Below are 21098 nucleotides of genomic sequence, written 5' to 3' on the forward strand. Positions count from 1 at the left end.
CCGCTGGTGGTGGTTGGGCGGGGGGGCCGGCGCTCTCTCCCCCCCCCCCTTCCGTTCGGCCGGGGGGGGCCCGCCCCCGCCCGGGGCCCCCCCACCGCCGCGTTCGCCACGGACCTGGCCCCCGCGCGCCTGCCTTCGCGCGCCTCACCGGGCCCGCATCAGCTCCTCCACCACGCCCGCGAACCCCTCGTCCCCATGGCCGCCCGCGACCCGTCGCTCCATCAGCGCGAACACCGGGGCGAAGAGTTCGTCGCTGACGCCCTGCGCCCGGCTCAGCGCGCCGATGCTGTCGTGGGCGACCTGCATGCCGAGGCTGGAGCCGGTGGCGCCGTAGTCCCCCGAGTCGATCTCCGCCGCCATCGCGGGCAGCCCGCCGCACATCGCCTGCAGCCACGGCACCAGCAGCCCCGTCGTGAACTCCGCGACCGGCCCGCCCGCCGAACGCACCAGCGCCGCCGCATGCGCGAAGCCGCCGAACATGCCGTACATGCCGCTCAGCAGCGCGAGGTCGTTCAGCGGCGCCAGCCCCGCATCCGCACCGAGATAGACGCTGCGGGCGAAGCCGTCCAGCACCCCCCGGTACGCCTCGAACGCCGCCCGCTCCCCGCTGTAGAGCACCAACGCCTCGGGCCGCCCGATCATCTCGGGCACCGCCATGATCCCGCCGTCCAGATACGCGCCGCCGAGCGCCGACACCCGCTCCGCCATGGACCGGGCCTCCTCGGGCGACCCGTTGGTCAGATTCACCACGGCCCGGCCTTGCAGCACCTCGCCGCCGGCCCGATCCGCCAGCAACGCCCCGACATCCGCGTAATCCAGGATGCAGACGATCACCACCTCGGCCGCGGCGACCGCCTCCGCCGCGGTGTTGGCCCGCCGCGCGCCCCGCTCCACCGGCCCGTCCGCCCTGGCGGCCGTACGGTTCCACACCGTCACCCGGTGGCCGGCCGCCAGCAGGGCGTCCGCGAGGGCCGTGCCCATGGCACCGAGCCCGAGAACCGCGACATTCTTCTTCGTCACCGACATGGCTTCCGCTCTCCCGCTCTCCGCTTACCACTCACCGGTTGCGGCCTACCGCTTACCGGTTGCTGCTGCGGATCCAGTCTTTGCGGAGGGCCGGAGACGGACAAGTACGCACTATTTAGTGCGTACTTACCTTGAGGTGAGCAGGTGATGCCCCTCAGAGGGACTTCGCCAGCAGCACGCAGAGGACAAGGGCGAGCAGATAGCCGCCGATGCCCACCCAGGTGAGGACGCGGCGCGCGCGACGGCGGCCGTACCAGGCCGATGCCAGCGCGGCGGACGTCAGGACGGCGGCGAGCAGCGGGGGAATCCTGGGCGCGTCGTGGGCGAACGCGAGGCAGAGCCACGTCCAGGGGAGGACCAGCGCGAAGAGGGGTGGGAGCAGCGACCAGGCCCGCACCTCCCGCTGGAGATAAGCATCGGCCGGGCTGCGGGCCGTCTCCTCCAGCCCGAGCGGGGGAAGGTCCGTTCCGTGATCCATTTCGCCTCCGTCGCTCCTGCTCACCGCCGCCGGTCCGGCCGCCGCCGCAACGTATCAACGGTGGGCGGCGGCCGGAACCGGCGACGGGTGGAGCGCGCGTTCGGCGCTCAGGCCGCGACCGGGGCGTCCCGTTCGCCGGCCGTGGCCGCCGCCGTTCCCGGGCTTCCCTCCGCGGGGGCGCCACGGAGTCCCTTGAGCGCCATCACCAGCGCCGCGCTGACACCCGTACCGGCCACGACGGCCAGCAGGTAGAGGAGCGGCTGCCCGATCAGGGGGACGACGAAGATGCCGCCGTGCGGGGCGCGCAGGGTGCAGCCGAAGGCCATCGAGAGGGCGCCGGTGACCGCGCCGCCGGCCATCGCGGAGGGGATGACGCGCAGCGGATCGGCGGCGGCGAACGGGATCGCGCCCTCAGTGATGAAGGAGGCGCCCAGCACCCACGCCGCCTTGCCGTTCTCCCGCTCGGCCGCGGTGAAGAGCCGGCCGCGTACGGTCGTGGCCAGCGCCATCGCCAGCGGCGGGACCATACCGGCCGCCATCACCGCGGCCATGACCTTCAGGCTGCCCGCGTTGGGGTTGGCCAGGCCGCCGACCGCGAAGGCGTAGGCGACCTTGTTCAGCGGGCCACCGAGGTCGAAGCACATCATCAGGCCCAGCAGCGCGCCCAGAATGACGGCGTTGGCGCCGGTGAGGCCGGACAGCCAGTTGGTCATGCCCTTTTGCAGCGCGGCGATCGGCTTGCCGACGACCAGGAACATCAGGAAGCCGACGACCGCGGACGACACCAGCGGGATGACGACGACCGGCATGATGCCGCGCAGCACGGGCGGGATGCCGATCCGCTGGACCGCGCCGGCCACCGCGCCCGCGAGGAGCCCGGCGATCAGGCCGCCGAGGAAGCCCGCGTTGACGGTGAGGGCGATGGCGCCGCCCACGAAGCCGGGGGCGAGTCCGGGCCGGTCCGCCATGCCGTACGCGATGAAGCCGGCCAGGACCGGGACGAGGAAGCCGAAGGCGACGCTGCCGATCTGGAAGAGCAGGGCCGCCCAGCCGGCGGACTCGGTCCAGATGAAGTGGTCGGCGACGGACGGCGCCTTGTTGACGGTGTAGCCGCCGAGGGCGAAGGCGAGGGCGATGAGGAGGCCGCCGGCGGCGACGAAGGGGACCATGTAGCTGACGCCGGTCATCAGCCACTTGCGCAGGCGGGTGGCGTAGCCGTCGCCCGCGTCGGCGTCCTTGTCCATGGGGGCGGCGGCCCGCGCCGGGGCGCCGGTTTCCCCCCGCTCGGCCTTCTCCCGTACCTCGGCGATGAGTTCGGCGGGGCGGTTGATGCCCGCTTTCACCCCGACGTCGAGGGTGGGCTTCCCGGCGAAGCGGTCCTTGTCCCGTATCCCGACGTCATGGGCGAAGATCACGGCGTCCGCGTCGGCGACGAGCCGCGGGTCCAGCCGCTCGAAGCCCGCCGACCCCTGCGTCTCCACGAACACCTCGACGCCGGCGGCCCGTCCGGCCTTCTCCAGCGACTCGGCGGCCATGTAGGTGTGGGCGATGCCGGTGGGGCAGGAGGTGACGGCGACGATACGGAAGGGGGCAGGGGCGGGTTTCGGTTCGAGGGCGGGTTCCGGTTCCGGCTCGGGCTCGGGGGCCGGTTCCGGCTCGGGGGCCGGTTCGGGCTCGGGGGCCGGGGCCGCCGCCTCGTCGGCCTCCGGCTGCGGGGCCTCTCCCCGTAGGAGCGCCGCCGCCCGCCCCGGCTCGGCGGCGGACCGCAGCGCGCCGGTGAATGCCTCGTCCATCAGATGGCGGGCGAGCGTCGACAGGATCGACAGATGGTCGGCGTCGCCGCCCGCCGGGGCGGCGATCAGGAAGATCAGGTCGGCCGGCCCGTCCGGCGCACCGAAGTCGATCCCGCGGGCGCTGCGTCCGAAGGCCAGCGTCGGCGCGGTGACATGCTCGCTGCGGCAGTGCGGAATTCCGATGCCGCCGTCCAGGCCGGTCGGCATCTGGGCCTCGCGGGCGGCCACATCCGCGAGGAAGCCCTCCAGGTCGGTGACGCGGCCGGCGGTCACCATCCGTTCGGCCAGCGCTCGTGCGGCCGCGTCCTTGGTTTCTGCGGACAGGTCGAGGTCGACCAGTTCGGCGGTGATCAGCTCACTCATCGCGCGGCTCCCTTGCTCGCGGGGGTGGACACCATCGGGCCCGTCGGCGCCTGAAGGCAGGCGGCCGACGGCCGTTCATCGCGCCGGCTCCGTGAGTACGCGGTCCAGCGGAACCTCATCCGTGACCCGCACCGCCGAGGGATCGAGGTCCTTCGGCGTCGGCATCAGGCTGCCCGGGAGCTGCACGGCGGCCGCGCCGTGCGCCACCGCCGCCCCCAGCGCCCGGCCGCCCGTGCCGCCGGCCGCCAGGAACCCGGCCAGCGAGGCGTCGCCCGCGCCGACGTTGCTGCGGACGGCGGCCACCGGCGCGCTGCCGTAGTGGGCGCCGTCCTCGTCGACCAGCAGCTGGCCGTCGGCGCCCAGCGAGGCCAGTACGGCGCGGGCGCCCGCGGCGCGCAGCTCCTCGGCGGCGGCGACCGCGTCGCCGAGGGTGGCGAGCGGGCGGCCGACGGCCTGGGCCAGCTCCTCGGCGTTCGGCTTGACGACGTCGGGGCGTTCGGCCAGGGCCGCGGTCAGCGACGGGCCCGAGGTGTCCAGCGCGATCCGGGCACCGGCCCGGTGGGCGCGTGCGACCAGTTCGGCGTACCACTCGGGCGGCAGTCCCCGAGGCAGGCTGCCGCAGCAGGCGATCCAGTCGGCCCCGGCCGAGCGCGCGCCGACCGCCGCGAGCAGCGCCGCCGATTCCTCGGCGGTGAGTTCGGGGCCGGGCGCGTTGATCTTCGTGAGCGTGCCGTCCGGTTCGGCGACGGAGATGTTGGAGCGGGTCTGGCCCGCCACCTGGACGCCCGCCACCTCGATCCCCTCGGCGCCCAGCAGCCCGGCCAGCGCAGCGCCCGCCGGCCCGCCCAGCGGCAGGACGGCCAGGGTGCGGTGCCCGGCGGCGGCGATCGCCCGCGAGACATTGACGCCCTTGCCGCCCGGGTCGATCCGGTCGGCGGTGGCCCGCAGCACGGCCCCGCGGTCCAGCGTCGGGATCTCGTAGGTGCGGTCGAGGCTGGGGTTGGGGGTGACGGTGAGGATCATGCGCGTATCGCCTCGGGAGTCATACGGGTGCTGCCTTACGGGGGGCGTGCGCGTGCGTCGCGGGGAGTGGTGTGCGTACGCCTCGGTGGGTCATGCGCGTACCACTTCCGTGCCCGCGCGCTCGATGGCGAGGGCGTCGTCGGGGCTCAGTCCGGTGTCGGTGATGAGCAGATCCACGTCCGCGAGCTCGCCGAAGCGGGCGAAGTGCCGTTGCCCGAATTTGGCCGAGTCGGCGAGCAGGACGACCCGGCGGGCGGCGGCGATCAGCGCCCGCTTGACGGCGGCCTCCGCGAGGTCGGGGGTGGTCAGGCCGCCGTCCAGGGAGAAGCCGTTGGTGGCGAGGAAGAGCACATCGGCGTTGATCTCGCGGTAGGCGCGCAGCGCCCAGTCGTCGACCGCGGCCCGCGTACGGTGCCGGATCCGGCCGCCCACGAGGTGGAGGGTGAGCCCGGGGTGATCGGCCAGCCGTGCCGCGACCGGCAGGCCGTGGGTGACGACAGTGAGCTCGGCCGCCAGCGGAATCTCGGCGGCGAGCCGGGCGGCGGTCGTACCGGCGTCCAGGATCACACTGCCGGAGCCGCCGGAGCCGGTCTCGCCCCCGGGGAGCTCGGCCAGCGCGGCCCGCGCGATGCGCTGCTTCTCGTCGGCGGCCACGGCGTCCCGCTCGGCGAGGTCCGGCTCGAAGTCCAGCCGGCCGGCCGGAATGGCGCCGCCGTGCACCCTGCGCACCAGCCCGGCCCGGTCCAGGGCCTTCAGATCGCGCCGTACGGTCTCGGCGGTGACCTGGAATTCCTCCGCGAGGGACAGCACATCGACCCGCCCGCCCTCACGGGCGAGCCGCAGGATCTCCTGTTGGCGCTCCGGTGCGTACATCTGTGTCTGCGTCCGTTCCCTGCCCGAACCTGTGGTTTCAGCGGGATGCTACGTCGAGGAATGCGCGAAGTAAATGCATTCGGACGTCGAGCAGACTCAAACGGACATCGCCGCACGACAAAAAGAGCCCCGACGCCATTCATGGCACCGGGGCTCGTCGTTCGGGGAAGGGGGCAGGCGTCAGGGCCCGCCGGCCCGCCGCCGCGGCCTACGCCGCCGCGTCGAACCCCGTGTCACGCGCCATCCGCTTCAGCTCCAGCAGCGCATGCTTCTCGATCTGGCGGATCCGCTCGCGGGTCAGGCCGTGCTGCTTGCCGACCTCGGTCAGCGTGCGCTCGCGGCCGTCCTCGATGCCGTAGCGCGCCTTGATGATGGAGGCGGTGCGCTGGTCGAGGCGGTCGATCAGATCCTCCAGCTCTTCGCTCCGCAGCAGCGTGAGCACCGACTGCTCGGGCGAGGCCGCGGAGGTGTCCTCCAGCAGATCACCGAACTGGGTGTCGCCGTCGTCGTCCACCGACATGTTGAGGCTGACCGGGTCGCGGGCCCAGTCCAGTACGTCGGTCACGCGGGCGGGCGTGGAGCCCAGCTCGCCGGCGACCTCCTCGGGCTCCGGGTCGCGGCCGTTCTCGCGGTTGAACTCGCGCTGCACCCGGCGGATGCGGCCGAGCTCCTCGACGAGGTGGACGGGCAGCCGGATCGTGCGCGACTGGTCGGCGATGGAACGGGTGATGGCCTGACGGATCCACCACGTCGCATACGTCGAGAACTTGAAGCCCTTGGCGTAGTCGAACTTCTCCACGGCGCGCACCAGACCGGCGTTGCCCTCCTGGATCAGGTCCAGCAGCGGCAGACCGGCGCGGGGGTAGCGGCGCGCCACGGCGACGACCAGCCGCAGGTTGGAACGGATGAAGACGTCCTTGGCCTTGGCGCTCTCTGTGGCCAGCGCCTCGAGCTCCTCGCGGCCGGCACCTGCGGCGTTGCCGTCGGTGACGACGCCGTCCAGGATCTGCTGGGCGTAGACGCCCGCCTCGATGGTCTGGGACAGCTCGACCTCCTTGGCGGCGTCGAGCAGAGGCGTGCGCGCGATCTCGTCGAGGTACATGCCGACCAGGTCGCGGTCGGCGATCTCCCCGCCTACGGCGCGAACACTGTTGGCCCCGTCGGAACCGCTGCTGCTTTCCTTACGACGGGCGACGGCACGGGTTGCCATGCGTGTGCTCCCTTTGCGATGTTGGTGTATCCCCTGCTCGAGCGAAGGCGAGAGCTTGGGGAAGGTCGCGGGACGGTGGGGCGGGAGACTCGATGGTTCATCGAGCGACCCGTCCGAAGGAAACAACGGCTGGAATCCGGACAGAATTCCCATGCCGCGACCCTATTTTTGTGATCATGCAGTACCCTGCCCGTTCACGAAGGGGGCCGGATGCTGTCGGAGAGCGGGGACGTGCAGGTCAGAGCGGGCGTCGAGGCCGATCTACCGGCCCTCACGGAGCTCTACAACCACTACATTCGCGAGACGTCCATCACGTTCGACACGGAGCCCTTCACTCCCGAGCGTCGTCGTCCGTGGTTGCTCTCCCACCCCAAAGACGGCCCCCACCGGCTTCTGGTTGCGCGCGCGGCGGGCCCGTCTCACGGCGAGGCCGGTCCGCTGCTCGGCTACGCGACCAGCAGCGCCTTCCGGCCGAAGGCGGCCTACGCGCCCTCCGTCGAGGTCACCGTCTACTGCGCCCCGCACGCCGCAGGCCGCGGCATCGGCACGCTGCTCTACCAGGCCCTGTTCGAGGCGCTGGCCACCGAGGACGTGCACCGCGCCTTCGCGGGCATCGCCCAGCCCAACGAGGCGTCGCACCGCCTGCACACCCGCTTCGGCTTCCGGCCCATCGGGACGTACACGGAGGTGGGCCGCAAGTTCGGCCGCTACTGGGACGTCACCTGGTACCAGAAGGACCTGAACGGAGACGTGAACGGGGACGGGCATGGGGGCGGGGAGGACGGCGGCCGGGGCTGAGCCGTCCCGCGCGAGGCCCGGTGCGGTCCGGTGCGGCCCTCCGGTGCCGCCCCTCCCGTCCCGTCCCGACATCCACGGGACGGCCTCCCTCCGCCCCTGTACACCCCTGGCATCCGCTGCTCCGGTTGACGCATGCCGGATGCGGGTGTCGCCTGGACGGAGAGCGATTTCGACTGCCCCCCGGAAGGCGGGGCAAGCGAGAGGAGCCCGTCATGGAAACGCACCCCCAGCGGCGCGAGGCACCCGGGACGAGGGCGGCCCGCTCCCACGGCTCCGTCGAGCCGGAACGCGGCGCGAGCGCCGTCACCCCGGACACGGGCTTCCGGCTCCCGGGCACCACGCGCAGAGTCCCGGCGACCGTAACGGTGCCCATCATGGCGGCGCTCGCCTTCGGCTGCTTCACGATCTTCCGCACGCACGCCGCCGGCATCAAGGGCGGCCCGGCGATCCTGTACGGGCTGTGCGCGGCCGTGGTCACCGGGGCGCTGGGGCTGTATCTGGTGCACTTCCAGCGGACCATGATCACCGAAACCCGGGCGGTGAGCTACGGCGCGCTCTTCGGCGTCTCGATGGGGTGGGTCTACAGCCTCGGCGGGGAGTCGATCCTCAAGTCCACCGGCTTCGGACTGGGAATGGGCGCCGTGATGTTCGTCGTGTCGCTGTACGTCTTCCGGGGCCACCGCGTCCGCGAACCGCACGGCCTGCACCGCCCCCACACCGCTCACCACGTACCGCACCACGCCCACGCGGCACGCTGACCCGCCGGCCGCGGTGCGGGCACCCGCACCGCCTCATCAGCCGGCACCCGGGACCGGGCGACGCCCCCGCCCGGTCCCGTGACGTCGGCTGAGCCCGGCCGTCACTCCACCTCTGGCGGCGAGTCGTCGCTCTTCCGCCGGATCGTGCGCAGCGGCCGGTCCGGTCGCCAGACCCGGACCACCAGCCATGGGTCATCGACGGACGTGCGCACCACCTCCGTCAGCTCGGCCCGGAACAGATGGAACGGCTCCGGCGGCCGCACCGCCGCCGCATAGCGCGCGATCACCTCGGGGTCGGCCACCTCGACCGCGCGCCCGGACAGCCGTACATCGCCATCCGACAGGTCCGTGCCCCCGCCCGGGTTGGCGTACAGCGAGAATCGGGGGTCGCGCCGCAGGTCGAGCGCCTTGTGCGAGTTCGCCATCATGCCCAGCCACAGCTCGCCGTAGCGGAAATCCGCCTCCAGGCCGGTCAGCCGTGGCGCGCCGTCCTTGCGGAGCGTGGCCAGGACGTGGTGCCGAAACGCCTCGAAGCGCTCCCGCACCCATCCGGCGAACTCCGGCACGGCCTCCTCGGCCACCGACCAGCGGACCGCACCGGCAACGGCCGGGGCCGAGGTCCCGCTCGTAGCCGCGCTCGCCCCTGCTCCCTTATCCGTACTCGTCATGCCACGACTCTCCCCCCGATACCCGACATCTCCTGTCCGGTTTACCGACCGGCTTCCGCCCTCATGCCGACGGCCCCAGATCCGCCGCGTTCCACCGCTCCGGCCGCAGCCGCACGCCGATCAGCTCCTCGCCGTGCTCCAGCACCCCCGCCGCGTACTCCGACACCTTCTCGGCGGGCAGATAGCGGCCCGCGATCTCGTCGACGAGCTCCGGCGTCACCGCGACGAACGCGGCCCGGCCCTCGACGGCGGCGTAGCGGTACGTCGGCGATGTGGTCTGCACCGTCAGGGTGAACCGGCCGGCCCGCTCGATCAGCCGGGCCTTTCGTGACGTACGGCCCGTGAAGAGGAAGACATCGCCCCCGGGGCGGTAGGCGTACCAGACCGGCGCCGTCACCGGGCCCCGCTCGCCTCCCGTCGCGACGGACAGCACGGCGACCAGCGGCTCGGCCAGAAAGTGTTCGCGCTCTTCCACAGACAGCGACATCACCGGCTCCTCGCGATCGGCCCTCCCTTCCACGCTCACACACCCGCGCCGTACCGCCACTCAGCCCCCGGCCACCGCACCCACCCCTCCCCCGCGCGTCACCTCCCCGTCCGCACCCACGACTTCAGCGTCCCACCGGCCACTGACAATCCCCCCTCCGCAGCGCCCCTCGCCCGCCTTCACCCGCCCGCACCCGCGGCCTTACGACCAGCGGTGTAGGGCCTTTGCCCGTTACCTCGCGGCCCCGCGCCGCCCTAGCCTCGGGCCATGGATACGACGAGCGGCACACTCGACGAAGCCCTGGAACGCCTGCACACCACCGGCCCCGAATTCCGTGGCTTCCTGGCCAATCACGGCCCGATGGCCATCGAGGCCCTGGTCCGGCACGGACAGGCCGGCACCGTCCACCGCTGGCTCGACGGCTATGCCGCCAAGCTGGAGGACGTACCGAGCCCGCGGTCCCCCCTCGACGACACCAACTGGCAGGAGGCGCTGGGCGATCCGCGCCGGGTCACCGACTGGACCACGTACCTGGCGCGCCAGGTCGGCGAACGCCTCTGGCGCGAGGTCCTGGCCGAGTGGTGGCCCCGGCTGCTGCCGGGCATCGCGGGCGCCGCGACACACCCCGTGATCCGCGTCGGCCACGCCGTACGCGTCCTTCTGGAGGAGGGGGAACAGGCGCCGCGCGTGGCCGAGTTGGCGCACGCCATCGGCTATTGGGCGGCCCGTCACACCCCCTTACCGGTGACCGTCCGGCCGGACGGCACCGCCTCCCCCGCCGACGCGCTGGCCGCCCTCCCGCGCATCGCCGACCAGCGGGTCGTCCCGCTCGACGGACTGGCCCAACTGCCCGGCACGGACGGCTGGCTGGCGGCCGCCGATGCGGTGCGCGCCCCGCAGGAGGCCGAGGCCGCCCGCGACCAGCTGGCCGCCCTCGTTCGGGCGGCGACCCACCGCTATCTCGGCTACGGGCACGGCGACGCGGTCCTCCTCGTCCACGCCGCCACCGCGCCGAACGCCGTCCTGCGCACGCTGCCGGCCCTGCCACGCGACCTCTGGGCCCCCTCCCTGCAGGCCGCCTGGGCCGCAAGCGCCGCGCTGACCTCCCTGTACTCGCCCGCCGAGCCGCTGCCACCGCTGTCGGCCGGCTCGCTCACCCCGGAGGAAGTCTTCGCCCGCGCCACCGCACACGGCGACGAGCACGTCATCAAGCTGACCGACACGGCCCTGGACGTGGCCTCCTGGACCCCGTCCGGCGACGACCGCGCCCTGTCGGCGGCCCTGCGCGCGCTGGAACTGATCCCGTCGGGAGCCTGAGCCGCGCCCCGCCCCTGGGGCCGTACCGCACGCGCAGCCCGCGTGCCGCGCGCTCACCCCGGGGGACGGGACGGTGGCCACGGGTCACACACCCCGCCCTGCCTCGCGCCGGCCTGCTCGTTCCGCCCACTTGGCGATCTTCGACGGATTCCGGGGATCGGTGCCCATCGCTTTCCGGCCTAACTTTCCATTGTTAAAACTTCAATAACATGCCCGGCGGTGAGACAGTGGATGGTATGAGCAAGGAATCCGCAGCCGAGCCACACTGGCTCAGCGACGAGGAGCAATACGCCTGGCAGTGCTACCTCCATGCCACCACGCTTCTGGAGGATCACCTGGACCGCCAGCTGCAGCGTGACGCCGGGATGCCGCACGTGTATTACGGCCTGCTCGTCCAGCTCTCCCGTGCGCCGCGACGGCGGCTGCGGATGACCGAGCTGGCCCAGAACGCCAAGATCACCCGCTCCCGCCTCTCGCACGCCATCGCCCGCCTGGAGAAGTACGGCTGGGTGCATCGCGAGGACTGCCCGTCCGACAAGCGGGGCCAGAACGCCTATCTCACGGACGAGGGCATGCGGGTACTGGAGAAGGCCGCGCCGGGACACGTCGCCGCCGTCCGCGCCGCGATCTTCGACCGGCTCTCCCCCGAGGAGATCACCCAACTCGCGCACATCTGCCGGGTGATGGCCGACGGTCTGCAGCCGGAAGGCGCCGACCTCCCCTGGCTCCGCTGACCGGCGGGGAGGTCGACGCCTTCACTGGCTGTACGAGACGTCGCTCAGTGCACCATGACCGGAACCTGAACGTCCGCGTCCTCGCTCGCGCCGGCGCCCTCATCGGACGAGGCCGCCGGCGAACCGCCACCCTGATGCCCGGTGTTGACGAAGACAAAAGCGATCGCCGCCGCCAGCACGAGGATGCCGACCGCCCACCAGATGGCGATGGTGTAGCCGTGCACCATCGACTCCAGCTTGAGCAGCTTCCGCGAGGCCGCACCGGCCGCGTGCGAGGTGGCGTACGCAGTGGTGGCGCTGGCCGCGATGGTGTTCAGCAGCGCCGTACCGATCGCGCCGCCCACCTGCTGCGAGGTGTTGACCATCGCGGAGGCGACACCGGCGTCGCGCGGCTGGACACCGTGCGTGGCCAGCGACATGGCCGGCATGAACGCCGTACCCATGCCGAGACCCAGCAGCAGGAACGCGGGCAGGATCAGCGCCGGGTAGGACGTGTCCAGGTCGATCTGGGTCAGCACCAGCATGCCGACCGCGGCGACCACGAAACCGGGCGCCATCAGAAGGCGCGGCCGGACACGGGTCATCAGCCGGGCGCCGATCTGCGTCGAGCCGGTGATCATGCCCGCGATCATGGGGAGGAAGGCCAGGCCGGTGGTGACCGGGCTGTAGCCCTTCACGATCTGCAGGTAGTAGGTCAGGAAGAGGAAGAGACCGAACATCCCGATGACGGCCAGGCCGAGGGAGGCGTAGACACCGCCGCGGTTCCGCTCGGCGACCACCCGCAGCGGCAGCAGCGGGGCCTTCACCTTGGACTCGACCAGCACGAACGCCAGCAGCAGCACGGCGGCCGCGGCGAACAGGCCCAGCGTCGGGCCGGCCAGCCAGCCGTCCGACTCGGCGCGGGTGAACCCGTACACCAGCGAGACCAGGCCGAGCGTGGCCAGGAAGACGCCGGGGACGTCCAGCCGCGAGGAATTACGGCCCTCCGCGGGCTCACGGATGACCAGGATGGCGCCGGTCGCGGCGACCACGGCGAACGGGATGTTGACGAAGAAGGTCCAGCGCCAGTTCATGTACTCGGTCAGCACACCGCCGAGGATCAGGCCCACGGCGCCACCGCCACCGGCGATCGCACCGAAGATGCCGAAGGCCTTGGCCCGCTCCCTGGCCTCGGTGAACGTCACCGCCAGCAGCGACAGCGCGGCCGGCGCCAGCAGCGCACCGAAGAGGCCCTGTAGCGCCCGCGCGCCCAGCAGCATCCCCTGGTTCACCGCGGCCCCGCCGACCGCCGAGGCGAGCGCGAAGCCGATGAGTCCGATGACGAAGGTCCGCCTGCGGCCGAACAGGTCGGCGACCCGTCCGCCGAAGAGCAGCAGCCCGCCGAAGGCCAGGGCGTAGGCGGTGATCACCCACTGCCGGTTGGCGTCGGTGATGCCGAGGTCCGCCTGGGCGGAGGGCAGCGCGATGTTCACGATGGTCGCGTCGAGGACGACCATCAGCTGGGCGAGAGCGATGAATATCAGCGCTTTCCAGCGCCGGGGATCGACGGATGTGACGGTTTCAGGCATGGAGAGGTCCACCTAGTGGTGCGGTGAGCGGATAACGGGACGTGTTCGGGGCGACGCGTCTTGGCGGCGACGCGGGCAGTACTGGTTCAGGGCGTAATCAGGGCGCGTTCGGGACGCGCCGGGACGTGATCGGGACGGGTTCTGCACATCGGCGGGCGGGCGCCGTCACCTACGCCCGGCGCTTACGGTCGGCGCTGCCGCAGGTCATCCAAGGTGGCGGCGGTGCCGGGAAGTTCGGACCGTGCGGGCGCCAGCAGGCCGTCCAGGAACAGCTGCAGATGCCGGTGCACGAAGCCATCGAAGTCAATGCACCCACTGCCCGGCAGCGGCCGGGTGAGCTGGGTGATCGCGACCATCAGGTCACCGACGGCGATGTCGGTGCGCAGCTGGCCGCTGTCGCGTGCGGCACCCATGACGGCCTCGACGGCCGCCTCCAGGCGCTCGCGCGCGGCGAGCAGATCGGGGTGGCTCAGATCGATGCTGTCCGAGAGCAGCGGGCACAGCGCCCCGATCCGCTCCTCCACCGCGGCGTGGACAAAGCGCCGCAGCGCCTGGAAAGCATCGGACTCCTCGGCAAGGGCGCTCTCGGCGCGGTCCGCGGTACGGGCCATGACGGAGAGCGTGACGTGGTGGATCAACTCCCGCCGATCCGCAAAGTGACGATAAAGCGTCGCATTGCCGACCCCTGCGCGTCGAGCGATTTCATCGAGCGAGACCTCGGCCCCGGACTCGACCATCGTTTCGCGGGCGGCCGCGATGATCCGTTCCCGGTTCCGCAGCGCATCGGCCCGCAGTCGCGGCTGCGCCGGCTGCGTGCGGCCGGCGGTGGCGGTGGCGGTGGCGGTGGCGGTGGCAGCATCAGCGGCGGCATCGACACCGGCGGCGGAAACCGTGGCGGTCACAGCGGCACACTCCTCTCTTCGGTCTTCGCTCTTCGCTTCACGGGCGAACCGGGGAAGGGCTCCCCGTTTCTCTCGTACGACTGGTTAAACGGGGACCCCCTCCCCGGATATTTCGCGCCCGAGCGTGACCTGAGCCACATACGTCGCATGGCGTCGCCCGCCCTCCGGATGACGTAATCCCGCGCGCGGCCGACCGGCCCGCCGCTCAGGGTGATCACCATGAGGCAGAAAATATCCGCGGTCCTGGTCGCGGGCGCGGCGACCGCGGCCACCGCTGCCGCCGCCGTGACCATGGACGCCTCCCCCACCGCCGCGGCCATCGTCACGCCGGCCGGCGCACTGCCGAGCGGCCCGTGCGCGCTGCCCGGCAGGACGGACGACGTCGCCGAATCCGCGACCACCCCCGCGGGATACGCCCGCTCCCACGGCACGGTCCGGGCGCTCACGCTCTTCATCGACTTTCCCGACGCCCGCGCCACGATCACCCCGCGGGCCCGGTTCGCCGAGTTCTTCCCGGCCGCCACGCGGTTCTTCCGCGCCAGCTCGTACGGCAGGCTCGACTACCGTCCGGTGCCGCTGCTGAAGTGGATACGTATGTCACGGCCGCTGGCGGCGTACCGCATCGAGCGCGAGGCCACGTTCGACGCGCGGTCGAAGACCGGCTATCACGCCCTCTCCCGGGAGATCGTCCGCGCCGTCGACGATGCGGTCGACTTCCGGGCGTACGACGTCATCAACGTCCTGGCCGCCCCCAACGCGGGCCCGCCCGCGGCCCGCAAGGTCCTGTCGGTCACCTTCAGCGGCGGTGACATGGGGCTGCCGACGGCGGACGGAGTGCCGTTCCGGAACGCCTCGTTCATCTGGAGCCGGCAGTCCGGGGACGGCGCCTACCGCGTCCTCAATCACGAGAACGGCCATGCCTTCGGGCTCCCGGACCTCTACTACACCGACGGCCGCCGCGCGGTGACCCCGGTCGGCCACTGGGACCCGATGGACGAGGACTGGGGGCCGCGCAGCGATTTCCTCGGCTGGCACAAATGGAAGCTCGGCTGGCTGGCCCCCGGCCAGGTGCACTGCGCGCCGCGCCGCGGGACGCCCGCCGAACACACCTTGACCCCGGCCCCGGCTCCCCGCGGCACCAAGATCGTCGTCATACCCACGTCCGCCCGCACCGCCCTGGTCGCCGAGGCCCGCACCCGCGGCCCCCTCGACCCGACGCTCTGCCGCCCCGGCGTCCTGGTCTACCGCGTCACCACCCACGTCACATCGGGCCGCGGGCCGCTGCGCGTCGTGGACGCCACCCCGCACAGCGGCGGCTGCTTCACCGCCGACAAGTACGTCGAGCCGGAACTGACCGACGCCGCCCTGCGCCCCGGCGCCACCTACACCGACCGCCGCAGCGGCGCCGCGGTCACCGTCCTCGGCGAGAACCGGGACGGCACGTACCGGATCCGGGCCACCCCGGCGCGATCGGGATAGCCGCGACCGGCCCGCCTACCCCATGCCGCCCTCCGCCACCCAGTGGCGCCGCCCGATGGCGATGAGCCGCAGCTGGCGCCGTGCGGTGAGCACCACCCGCGCGGCCTCGTCCGGCCCGGCGTCCTCGGCGTCGATCAGCTCCCCGGCCGTCGTCACCAGCCGGTCCACATACAGTTCCGCCAGCATCCGCACGTCCTCGGTGCGCCACCCCTCGGACACCGGCTGGGAGGCGAGCGCCTCCGCGACCTCCTGGGCGAACCGGTCCAGTTCGCCGGCGATGGCCTGCCGCACGGCCCGTACGCCACCGCGCCGTTCGCGCGCCACGAACCGCACGTGCGCGGGATGTTCGCGCACATGCCGCTCGACCACCGCGATCGTGCTGTCGATCCGCTCCTCCGCCGCGGCCTGCTCGACGAGGATCGCCCGGACCATCGCATGCAGGCTCCCCAGCGCCTCCTCCACCAGGGCGACGCCCAGCTCCCCCAGGTCTTTGAAATGCCGGTAGAACGCGGTCGGGGCGATCCCCACCACCCGCGTGACCTCCCGCAACCCCAGGCTGCTCAGGCTCTGCTCGGCCAGCAGACCGAGCGCCCCGTCGAGCAATGCCTGACGGGTCTTCTGCTTCTGCGCCTGCCGGACTCCCACGGTGTGACTCATGTCATCCAGTAAACAACCGTTCTCCGAGTTCCTCCACTCGTGGGTGGCCCTAGACTGAAGGAACTCAGTGAACAACTGTCCTCTGAGTGAACACCTCACGTCCGGCGCACACCGCGTCCGGCGTCCGAGCCGGAAAGGCAGGAACATGCTCTTCCTCGTCGCAGCCCTTCTCCTGATGGGGATCATGCTGGGCACCGCGGCACACCTCCCCCTCCCCGTCACCCTCGTCGCGGCCGCCGTCATCGCCGGCTGGCTGCTCGTCTTCACGCTCCGCGAACGCCGCAACCACGAGGGGGCCTCCCGATGACCACGCTCACCGAAGCCGCGCCGAAGAACGCCTCGAAGACCGCCCCGAAGAACGCCCCGGAGAACACGCGCAGCACCGCGCCGCGGCGGCCCCATGCCGACGGCATGGCCGTGGCCTCCTTCGTCCTCGGCCTGCTCGGCACCCTGGTCCTCAACGTGGTCCTCGGCCCCTGCGCCCTGGTCCTCGGCGGCCTGGCCCTCGCCCGCGGCACGAACCGCCGCGGCCGCGCCCTCCTCGGCCTGGCCCTCGGCGCCGTCGACCTGATCCTCCTCGCCACCCTCGTCACCACCGACGGCACGGTCAGCTGGCACATCGGAGGCTGACGACAGCCCCGCCCCTCCCTGCTGCGCAGGGCCCCGGCGGCACGCGCGAGTCCGACGAAGACGATCGCCGTGCCCCCGTACGGAGTGAGGGGAAAGGCGCCGAGTGCCCGCGCGGCACCCGGCGCCACCTCCCGTTACGCGTGCACCGCGAGAGCGCCCGTAACCTCAACTCCCCCTCCGCGAAACCGAATCATGAGAGCTTTATCACCAAAGGAATGTGCGTAGCCGCGCATCTGTGAATAGTCTGCTTTCGCAAGTCACCACTTGGTGCAGGAAGTTGACAGGTCGAGTCGCGCAGAGCGTGCGTCCAGACGTACAGGAGATTTTGGTGATAGCCCTTCCAGGCCGAGTCGGGCTCTCGCCTTCGCAAGAGGCACCACAACGGCGCGGTCCGGTGCCCGGACCCACGGGTGACCTGCGACGCGATCACGGCCCCACGACTCCCGGCGAGCCCGCTCCGCCGCACGGCCGCCCGTTCGCCGCGACGCGCCCGCCCCTACGCCAGACGCAGACTCCGCCGCGGCGGACGCACCCCCGGAGGCCTGAAAGGTGCCTGTTGACGCCGCCCCGGCGCAAGGCAATGAACCGCTCCGCTCGTCCGAGTCGGCCGTAACGGGATGGCCGTGAGACGACAACCGGCATTCGACCGGCATCCGGCGCGTAATGACACCCCGCTGCGGGCGGTGGTGGAGGACGCCGCGATGGGCAGGTGGGAAGGGGCCAGCGAACTGCTGTCCGCGACCGGTATGGACTGGGACCGCCGTATCTTCCGCCTCCAGGTGCTCGCCCGCGCCGGCGCGCGGCTCACCTTCGCCGACACCTGGGCGCAGGCCGAACCCCGTTCCCCCCACGCCCTGGCACTCCTTGCCACGGTCCAGGCCCTGCGGTCGATGGCGGGCCCGCGGGGGCAGGGCAGCGGCGCGGAGATGGAGCAGGCGTGGGACCTGTGCCATGCCGCGGGTGATGCGCTGCCGGCCGATCCGACGCCGTACGTCGTCATGCTCGCCCTGCTGCGCTACCACTCACCGGACCGCGACCGGCAGTGGCGGGAGACGGTCCAGAAGGTGTGGCAGGAGGTGGAGGAGCGCGACCCGTGGAACAGGGAAGCGCACCACGAGATCCTCACCTATATGTTCCCCGACTGGCACGGCGTCGCGGGCGAGATGTTCCACTGGGCGCAGGAGCGGTGCGCCCATGTCCCCCGCGGGATGCCGCTGCACACGCTGCCCCTCGTCGCGCTCGCCGAATCGCACCACCAGCGGATGAAGAAGGAAGGGCACCGGTACGGGCTGACGGTGCATCCGTGGACGGACAACCCGTCGACCCTGCAGGCCTGGGACAACTGGTGGACGTACCGGGCCCCCGCCCACCCCCATGCCTCCTTCCACGACGACGCCAACTACCTCGCCCACGCGATGTCCTTCGCGAACCAGCACCGGGCAGCGGCCGAGGTGTTCGACGCCATCGGCCCGTACGCCACGGATGTGCCGTGGAGCTACTGCGGAGACGCCCAGCAGCTGTTCACCCGCCATCGAAACTGGGCGGTCAAGGCGTCCGCACCGTAGCGCCTCTTTCGAGACCGCCCAGAGCGATGTTGTTCCGCAATTCACCCTGCAATCAACAGGAGAGGCTCTCGCTATGCCGTTGGACATACCAAGCGTCACGCAGTCGGAAGAGGAACGGCTCGCCGAGCTCGGCATCACCCAGACACTGGACCGCTCCATGTCCGGGCGGCAGAACTTCGCCGTCTCCTTCACGATCATCAGCATCCTGTCCGGCTGCCTGACCATGTACGGGTTCGGCATGAACACGGGCGGGCCCGCCCTGATCATGTGGGGCTGGGTCCTCGTCGGCCTGATGACCCTGTTCGTCGGCCTGGCCATGGCCGAGGTCTGTTCCTCCTACCCGACCTCCGCCGGCCTCTACTTCTGGGCGCACAAGCTCGCCCCTGAGAAGTCCGCCGCGGCCTGGGCCTGGTTCACCGGCTGGTTCAACACGCTCGGCCAGGTAGCCGTCACCGCGGGCATCGACTTCGGCGCCGCATCCTTCCTCAATGCCTATCTGAAGCTTCAGTTCGGCTACGCCGCCACCCCCGGCCACACGATCACGCTCTTCGGCCTGATCCTCCTGCTGCACGCCGTGGTGAACACCTTCCGCGTCCGCATCGTCGGCTTCTTCAACACCGTCTCGGTGTGGTGGCACCTGATCGGCGTCGTGGTCATCGTCGGCGCCCTCCTCATCGTCCCCGACAAGCACCAGTCGCCCGGATTCGTCTTCACCGAGTTCGTCAACAACACCGGCTGGGGCTCCGCCGTCTACGTCGCCCTCATCGGTCTCCTGATGGCGCAGTACACCTTCACCGGCTACGACGCGTCCGCCCACATGACCGAGGAGACCAAGAACGCCTCCGTCGAAGGGCCGAAGGGCATCGTCCGGTCGATCCTCGTGTCCTGGGGCGCCGGGTTCGTGCTCCTCTTCGGCCTGACCTTCGCCATCCAGTCCTACACCGGCGCCCTGGAGTCCGGCACCGGCGTGCCGCCGGCGCAGATCTTCATGGACGCGCTCGGCGAGAGCACGGGCAAGCTGATGCTGCTCGTCATCATCGGCGCCCAGCTGTTCTGCGGCATGGCGTCCGTCACCGCGAACTCCCGCATGATCTACGCCTTCTCCCGCGACGGCGCGCTCCCCTTCTCCACCGTGTGGCACAAGCTTCACCCGGGTACCCGTACGCCGACCAACGCCGTGTGGCTCGCCGCCGGAGGCGCGTTCGTCCTGGGCCTGCCCTACCTGTTCAACACGACCGCCTACGCCGCCGTCACCTCCATCGCGACGATCGGCCTCTACATCGCGTACGTGGTCCCCACCCTCCTGCGCCTGCGTCAGGGAGAGAACTTCCGGCGCGGCCCCTGGCACCTGGGCCGTTGGTCGACGCCCGTGGGTGTCCTCGCCGTGGCCTGGGTCGTGATCATCACCATCTTGTTCATGCTGCCGCAGGCCGCCCCCGTGACCGTCGAGACGTTCAATTACGCCCCCCTCGCCGTGGGCGTGGTGCTGCTCTTCGCCGGCACCTGGTGGCTCGTCTCCGCCCGCAAGTGGTTCCTCAACCCCCAGCACCCGCGGAACAGCACACGCCACACCCCGGCCCCGAAGCAAGCAATCCGCACCCCCCGATAGCCCCCCGTACCACCGGCCGACGCCCCGCCACCCCTCCCAGAGAACCCTCCTCCCTGCGGAGGGGCCCGGCGGACAGTCCGCCCGCATCGGGTCCGACCTGGCCTACGGTGCCCCGAACGGCCGCAGTCCGCGTGACCCTCCATTCGGCCCCTCGTCGCCGACGCCCGGTTCATACCGGCCGAACACCGCGGACCAGCAGCGCCAGATGCACCCCCCGAGCTGAGGCACCCACCACGCCCCACGCCCCATCCGCTACCCTGTCTGGAACCGCCGCCAGCGGCGGACCCACCCTTACCGGGGACCGGATGAATCCTCACTCAGAGTACTCATCCACGCTTTACGCAAGGCCCCGCCTCCGTAGCTCAGGGGATAGAGCACCGCTCTCCTAAAGCGGGTGTCGCAGGTTCGAATCCTGCCGGGGGCACCATGCATTACCGCTCTGACCTGGGGTTTCTCCCTTAAGGGGCCTTATTCGGCCTCGGACGTCTCGTCCGGGGCCGTTTGCGTGAGCGGTGCGTGAGCGGACGGAGAGTCGATCTCCCGGACATCGCCTGACGGATCAGCATCAACCGGCACGGACTAGTGCGCCTTGTCGGGCTCGGACACCGCAGCGGAAGCGGCGTCCTCAGAGGCGGCGCGGGCGCGCGGTACGAGCCGGGCTGCAGCCTCGGCGATCGCCAGGTCCGCCTCGGGAAGCAGGCTCGTGTACGTATCGGCCGTGATGGTGATCTAGGAGTGGTCGAGCATCTCCTGGATGTCCTTCAGGTCGGCCCCGGCCGCGTGGGCCAGCGTTGCCACGCCGTGGCGAAGGTCGTGGAGCCGGATCGGCGGGAGGCCGATCTCCTCGTACAGCTCGATGAACCACCGTGTGACGTTGGCAGGGTGGAGCATCTCGCCGTTCTCGCGGGTGAAAGCGCGTCCGGTCTCCAACCAGGCGCTCCCCCATTCCTTTCGGTCCTTGTCCTGCTGGAAGCGGTGCCACTTGAGGGCCTGGACCGTGTGGGAGTCGAGCGAGACGGTGCGCGCGCCGGCGTCGGTCTTGGGATCCTCCTCGTACACCTCCCTGCCATCCACGACGAGTTGCTTCGCGACGGTGATGAGGTCGGCATCCAGAGCCCGCGGAAGGCGTTCAGGCGGAACAGCGCGTACAGGCGGTCCTC

21 protein-coding genes and 1 tRNA gene are annotated in these 21098 nt (G+C 71.6%); 10 read left to right on the top strand and 12 right to left on the bottom strand.

Features of this window, described 5'->3' with window-relative positions; all coding sequences use genetic code 11:
• Window positions 1-144 precede the first annotated feature (144 nt).
• From ACIRPT_RS10555 to ACIRPT_RS10580, 6 genes are all read right to left on the bottom strand, one after another.
• Window positions 145-1026 (bottom strand): NAD(P)-dependent oxidoreductase, encoded by an 882-nt coding sequence (locus tag ACIRPT_RS10555; protein ID WP_403825072.1) that lies wholly within the window; start codon window positions 1024-1026, stop codon window positions 145-147.
• Between the two features lie 154 nt (window positions 1027-1180).
• Window positions 1181-1504 carry a hypothetical protein gene (locus ACIRPT_RS10560; protein WP_403825074.1) on the bottom strand — a complete coding sequence of 108 codons (324 nt, stop codon included), beginning with the start codon at window positions 1502-1504 and terminating at the stop codon, window positions 1181-1183.
• 107 nt (window positions 1505-1611) lie between these two features.
• Entirely contained in the window at window positions 1612-3660 is a 2049-nt protein-coding gene (locus tag ACIRPT_RS10565) for a fructose-specific PTS transporter subunit EIIC (RefSeq protein WP_403825077.1), read from the bottom strand.
• A 75-nt stretch (window positions 3661-3735) separates the two neighbouring features.
• On the bottom strand, window positions 3736-4683 hold the full coding sequence (gene pfkB, locus ACIRPT_RS10570) for a 1-phosphofructokinase (protein ID WP_403825081.1): 948 nt from the start codon (window positions 4681-4683) through the stop codon (window positions 3736-3738).
• Between the two features lie 90 nt (window positions 4684-4773).
• On the bottom strand, window positions 4774-5556 hold the full coding sequence (locus ACIRPT_RS10575; RefSeq protein WP_403825084.1) for a DeoR/GlpR family DNA-binding transcription regulator: 783 nt from the start codon (window positions 5554-5556) through the stop codon (window positions 4774-4776).
• A 208-nt stretch (window positions 5557-5764) separates the two neighbouring features.
• On the bottom strand, window positions 5765-6766 hold the full coding sequence (locus tag ACIRPT_RS10580) for an RNA polymerase sigma factor RpoD/SigA (protein ID WP_403825087.1): 1002 nt from the start codon (window positions 6764-6766) through the stop codon (window positions 5765-5767).
• 210 nt (window positions 6767-6976) lie between these two features.
• Here ACIRPT_RS10580 and ACIRPT_RS10585 point away from each other — a divergent pair, with 210 nt between their 5' ends.
• Entirely contained in the window at window positions 6977-7564 is a 588-nt protein-coding gene (locus ACIRPT_RS10585) for a GNAT family N-acetyltransferase (protein WP_403825090.1), read from the top strand.
• 212 nt (window positions 7565-7776) lie between these two features.
• Window positions 7777-8322 (top strand): hypothetical protein, encoded by a 546-nt coding sequence (locus tag ACIRPT_RS10590; protein ID WP_403825093.1) that lies wholly within the window; start codon window positions 7777-7779, stop codon window positions 8320-8322.
• 101 nt (window positions 8323-8423) lie between these two features.
• Here ACIRPT_RS10590 and ACIRPT_RS10595 read toward each other — a convergent pair whose 3' ends face one another.
• Both ACIRPT_RS10595 and ACIRPT_RS10600 read right to left on the bottom strand, forming a co-directional pair.
• Complete coding sequence (locus ACIRPT_RS10595) at window positions 8424-8990, bottom strand: pyridoxamine 5'-phosphate oxidase family protein (RefSeq protein ID WP_403825096.1); 567 nt, start codon at window positions 8988-8990, stop codon at window positions 8424-8426.
• 61 nt (window positions 8991-9051) lie between these two features.
• The gene (locus tag ACIRPT_RS10600) at window positions 9052-9477 is read right to left on the bottom strand and encodes a pyridoxamine 5'-phosphate oxidase family protein (RefSeq protein WP_403825099.1); all 426 of its coding nucleotides are present in this window, start codon (window positions 9475-9477) and stop codon (window positions 9052-9054) included.
• Between the two features lie 267 nt (window positions 9478-9744).
• Here ACIRPT_RS10600 and ACIRPT_RS10605 point away from each other — a divergent pair, with 267 nt between their 5' ends.
• Entirely contained in the window at window positions 9745-10794 is a 1050-nt protein-coding gene (locus tag ACIRPT_RS10605; RefSeq protein WP_403825102.1) for a questin oxidase family protein, read from the top strand.
• A 236-nt stretch (window positions 10795-11030) separates the two neighbouring features.
• Window positions 11031-11528: a MarR family winged helix-turn-helix transcriptional regulator gene (locus tag ACIRPT_RS10610; protein WP_403505254.1), complete on the top strand. Its 498-nt coding sequence runs from the start codon at window positions 11031-11033 to the stop codon at window positions 11526-11528.
• A 44-nt stretch (window positions 11529-11572) separates the two neighbouring features.
• Here ACIRPT_RS10610 and ACIRPT_RS10615 read toward each other — a convergent pair whose 3' ends face one another.
• Together ACIRPT_RS10615 and ACIRPT_RS10620 are read right to left on the bottom strand one after the other, a co-directional pair.
• Entirely contained in the window at window positions 11573-13096 is a 1524-nt protein-coding gene (locus ACIRPT_RS10615; protein ID WP_403825105.1) for an MFS transporter, read from the bottom strand.
• A gap of 182 nt (window positions 13097-13278) precedes the next feature.
• Window positions 13279-13890, bottom strand: coding sequence for a TetR/AcrR family transcriptional regulator (locus ACIRPT_RS10620; RefSeq protein WP_403825873.1), 612 nt, complete (start codon window positions 13888-13890; stop codon window positions 13279-13281).
• Between the two features lie 327 nt (window positions 13891-14217).
• On the opposite strand from ACIRPT_RS10620, the gene ACIRPT_RS10625 reads away from it, so the two are divergent.
• Window positions 14218-15477: a M6 family metalloprotease domain-containing protein gene (locus ACIRPT_RS10625; protein ID WP_403825108.1), complete on the top strand. Its 1260-nt coding sequence runs from the start codon at window positions 14218-14220 to the stop codon at window positions 15475-15477.
• Between the two features lie 15 nt (window positions 15478-15492).
• Here the strand turns inward: ACIRPT_RS10625 and ACIRPT_RS10630 are convergent, their stop codons facing one another.
• Complete coding sequence (locus tag ACIRPT_RS10630; protein WP_403505266.1) at window positions 15493-16134, bottom strand: TetR family transcriptional regulator; 642 nt, start codon at window positions 16132-16134, stop codon at window positions 15493-15495.
• Window positions 16135-16279: 145 nt separating this feature from the next.
• On the opposite strand from ACIRPT_RS10630, the gene ACIRPT_RS10635 reads away from it, so the two are divergent.
• The 5 genes from ACIRPT_RS10635 (at window position 16280) to ACIRPT_RS10655 (ending at window position 20365) form a co-directional block, all read left to right on the top strand.
• The gene (locus ACIRPT_RS10635) at window positions 16280-16441 is read left to right on the top strand and encodes a hypothetical protein (RefSeq protein WP_403825112.1); all 162 of its coding nucleotides are present in this window, start codon (window positions 16280-16282) and stop codon (window positions 16439-16441) included.
• Entirely contained in the window at window positions 16438-16764 is a 327-nt protein-coding gene (locus ACIRPT_RS10640) for a hypothetical protein (protein WP_403825115.1), read from the top strand. Before ACIRPT_RS10635 ends, ACIRPT_RS10640 begins: the two co-directional genes overlap by 4 nt.
• Window positions 16765-17381: 617 nt before the next feature.
• Entirely contained in the window at window positions 17382-18329 is a 948-nt protein-coding gene (locus ACIRPT_RS10645; RefSeq protein WP_403505274.1) for a hypothetical protein, read from the top strand.
• 73 nt (window positions 18330-18402) lie between these two features.
• Entirely contained in the window at window positions 18403-19938 is a 1536-nt protein-coding gene (locus tag ACIRPT_RS10650; RefSeq protein WP_403825118.1) for an amino acid permease, read from the top strand.
• 351 nt (window positions 19939-20289) lie between these two features.
• Window positions 20290-20365 (top strand) — tRNA-Arg (locus tag ACIRPT_RS10655).
• 302 nt (window positions 20366-20667) lie between these two features.
• Here ACIRPT_RS10655 and ACIRPT_RS10660 read toward each other — a convergent pair.
• Window positions 20668-21012 (bottom strand): tyrosine-type recombinase/integrase, encoded by a 345-nt coding sequence (locus tag ACIRPT_RS10660; protein WP_403825122.1) that lies wholly within the window; start codon window positions 21010-21012, stop codon window positions 20668-20670.
• Window positions 21013-21098: the final 86 nt, after the last annotated feature.

The organism is Streptomyces sp. NPDC101227 (assembly GCF_044767545.1).
Lineage (GTDB): Bacteria > Actinomycetota > Actinomycetes > Streptomycetales > Streptomycetaceae > Streptomyces.

What these genes read in the sequence shown, in the direction of transcription:
- ACIRPT_RS10560 (WP_403825074.1), bottom strand. Translation starts at nt 1,504, where the DNA reads ATGGATCACGGAACGGACCTTCCCCCGCTCGGGCTGGAGGAGACGGCC.
- ACIRPT_RS10615 (WP_403825105.1), bottom strand. Translation starts at nt 13,096, where the DNA reads ATGCCTGAAACCGTCACATCCGTCGATCCCCGGCGCTGGAAAGCGCTG.
- ACIRPT_RS10650 (WP_403825118.1), top strand. Translation starts at nt 18,403, where the DNA reads ATGCCGTTGGACATACCAAGCGTCACGCAGTCGGAAGAGGAACGGCTC.
- ACIRPT_RS10555 (WP_403825072.1), bottom strand. Translation starts at nt 1,026, where the DNA reads ATGTCGGTGACGAAGAAGAATGTCGCGGTTCTCGGGCTCGGTGCCATG.
- ACIRPT_RS10580 (WP_403825087.1), bottom strand. Translation starts at nt 6,766, where the DNA reads ATGGCAACCCGTGCCGTCGCCCGTCGTAAGGAAAGCAGCAGCGGTTCC.
- ACIRPT_RS10575 (WP_403825084.1), bottom strand. Translation starts at nt 5,556, where the DNA reads ATGTACGCACCGGAGCGCCAACAGGAGATCCTGCGGCTCGCCCGTGAG.
- pfkB (WP_403825081.1), bottom strand. Translation starts at nt 4,683, where the DNA reads ATGATCCTCACCGTCACCCCCAACCCCAGCCTCGACCGCACCTACGAG.
- ACIRPT_RS10610 (WP_403505254.1), top strand. Translation starts at nt 11,031, where the DNA reads ATGAGCAAGGAATCCGCAGCCGAGCCACACTGGCTCAGCGACGAGGAG.
- ACIRPT_RS10600 (WP_403825099.1), bottom strand. Translation starts at nt 9,477, where the DNA reads ATGTCGCTGTCTGTGGAAGAGCGCGAACACTTTCTGGCCGAGCCGCTG.
- ACIRPT_RS10635 (WP_403825112.1), top strand. Translation starts at nt 16,280, where the DNA reads ATGCTCTTCCTCGTCGCAGCCCTTCTCCTGATGGGGATCATGCTGGGC.
- ACIRPT_RS10565 (WP_403825077.1), bottom strand. Translation starts at nt 3,660, where the DNA reads ATGAGTGAGCTGATCACCGCCGAACTGGTCGACCTCGACCTGTCCGCA.
- ACIRPT_RS10630 (WP_403505266.1), bottom strand. Translation starts at nt 16,134, where the DNA reads ATGAGTCACACCGTGGGAGTCCGGCAGGCGCAGAAGCAGAAGACCCGT.
- ACIRPT_RS10645 (WP_403505274.1), top strand. Translation starts at nt 17,382, where the DNA reads ATGGCCGTGAGACGACAACCGGCATTCGACCGGCATCCGGCGCGTAAT.
- ACIRPT_RS10595 (WP_403825096.1), bottom strand. Translation starts at nt 8,990, where the DNA reads ATGACGAGTACGGATAAGGGAGCAGGGGCGAGCGCGGCTACGAGCGGG.
- ACIRPT_RS10625 (WP_403825108.1), top strand. Translation starts at nt 14,218, where the DNA reads ATGAGGCAGAAAATATCCGCGGTCCTGGTCGCGGGCGCGGCGACCGCG.
- ACIRPT_RS10585 (WP_403825090.1), top strand. Translation starts at nt 6,977, where the DNA reads ATGCTGTCGGAGAGCGGGGACGTGCAGGTCAGAGCGGGCGTCGAGGCC.
- ACIRPT_RS10605 (WP_403825102.1), top strand. Translation starts at nt 9,745, where the DNA reads ATGGATACGACGAGCGGCACACTCGACGAAGCCCTGGAACGCCTGCAC.
- ACIRPT_RS10590 (WP_403825093.1), top strand. Translation starts at nt 7,777, where the DNA reads ATGGAAACGCACCCCCAGCGGCGCGAGGCACCCGGGACGAGGGCGGCC.
- ACIRPT_RS10640 (WP_403825115.1), top strand. Translation starts at nt 16,438, where the DNA reads ATGACCACGCTCACCGAAGCCGCGCCGAAGAACGCCTCGAAGACCGCC.